Raw genomic sequence first — 1842 nt, 5'->3', positions numbered from 1 at the left:
GGTTGGTCACGTCGCCTTCGACGGTCGTGACACGGCCGTCCAGGTTGGTGATGGCCGTCGTGTTGCCGGCAACGTTGGTGTTGATCGTCGAAATGTCACCCTGGATCGTGGTGATGCTGCCTTCGGCAGTGCCCACGCGGGTGTCCAGTGCGCCGATCGCGTTGGTGTTCGCCGTCACGTTCTGGTTGGTCGTGAACAGCTGACCGCCGTTCACCGCTTCGGTGCTGCCTGCCGCCAGCGTGCCGTCCTTCACGCCGCTCAGGGTGCGCGCGCCTTCRGTGCCRGCRAAGTCCACCGAGGTGCCYGCCTTGTCGCCTGCCACCGTGATGGCCTTGGTCGYCGCGTCCTGCTTCACCAGACCCACCGAACCACTGTTCAGGTTGTTCGTGAGGTTCGTGATGTCGGTGGTGTTGGTCGCAATGTTCGTGGTGTTCGTCGTCGTGCGGCCGTCCAGGTTGGTGATGGCCGTCGTGTTGCCCGCRATGTTGGTCGTGTTGGTYGCGATGTTGGCCGTGTTGGCCGCCACGTTCTCGTTGGTCGTGAACAGYTGACCGCCGTTCACCGCTTCSKTGCTGCCCGCCGCCAGCGTGCCRTCCTTCACGCCGCTCAGGGTGCGCGCACCTTCGGTGCCGGTGAAGTCCACCGAGGTGCCCGCCTTRTCGGCTGCCACCGTGATGGCCTTGGTCGTCGCGTCCTGCTTCACCAGACCCACCGAACCGCTGTTCAGGTTGTTGGTCAGGTTCGTCACGTCRCCTTCCACCGTCGTCACGCGGGTGTCCAGTCCACCGATCGCGYTGGTGTTGGCCGYCACGTTCTCGTTGGTCGTGAACAGCTGWCCGCCGTTCACCGCTTCCTTGCTGCCCGCCGCCAGCGTGCCGTCCTTCACGCCGCTCAGGGTGCGCGCGCCATCGGTACCAGCGAAGTCCACCGAGGTGCCGGCCTTGTCGCCTGCCACCGTGATCGCATGGGTCGTCGCGTCCTGCTTCACCAGACCCACCGAACCGCTGTTCAGATTGTTCGTGAGGTTCGTGAGGTTCGTGGTGTTCGTGGTCGTGCGGCCGTCCAGGTTGGTGATGGCAGCGCCCACGCTGTTGGCCGTCGTTCCGCCCACCGCGTAGCTCGGCGCCGAGACCGTGCCGTCCGTATTGACCGTCGAGCTGCCGCCCAAGGCGGCGGCCACCGAATTGCTCGCCCCATACAACTGGCTACCGTTCACAGCGTCCGTGCTCGTCGACGACACGATGCCTGCGGCAACGTTCACCACCTGACGCGTGGCTCCCACTGCACCCACGGACACCGTATTGGCACGCGTAGCGACCGAGTTGGCACCCAGCGCAACGGAATTGGTCGCGCCAGCATTCACCACGGCCTGAGTACCCAGGGCAAGTCCCAATACACTATGCACTTGGCTGTACGCACCAAGTGACGTCGCACCATCCTGGTCGGCAACCGAATAGGTACCCAGTGCAGTGGTTTTCAACGCCAGCGCACTGGCCATGGTGCCCACCGCCGTTGCCTCCGTGTGTGTAGTCTGAAGGGCGGTCGTGCCAGCCTGCGCACCATTGCCAAGCGCAACGGCCGAACCACCATACGCTTGAGCGGAGTAGCCCAACCCAACCGCGTAATCCTGGACCGCCTGGCCCGGTGAATGGAAGGAGTTCACGTAAGAGTTTTCGCCGACCGCAACGTCGCGCAACGCAATCGCCTGTGCATTCGCYCCCGCCATATAGCCGGTCGCCGTATCTGCTGCATGTGCGACCGGCAGCCAGCCCATGAATCCGACCACGCCGGCCATTGCCAATGCCAATACCGAGCGGCCGACGCCCGAACGCACGGCACCGT

At 64.6% G+C, this 1842-nt stretch carries 1 pseudogene; it reads right to left on the bottom strand.

Features of this window, described 5'->3' with window-relative positions:
• A pseudogene (locus tag AC1D2E_RS35680) lies at positions 1-1842 on the bottom strand (hypothetical protein); the annotation flags it as partial.

It is taken from the genome of Variovorax sp. P1_H2, assembly GCF_056405295.1.
Note: the sequence above shows the minus strand (reverse complement) of the source record. Positions and strands in the feature narration are given on the sequence as shown.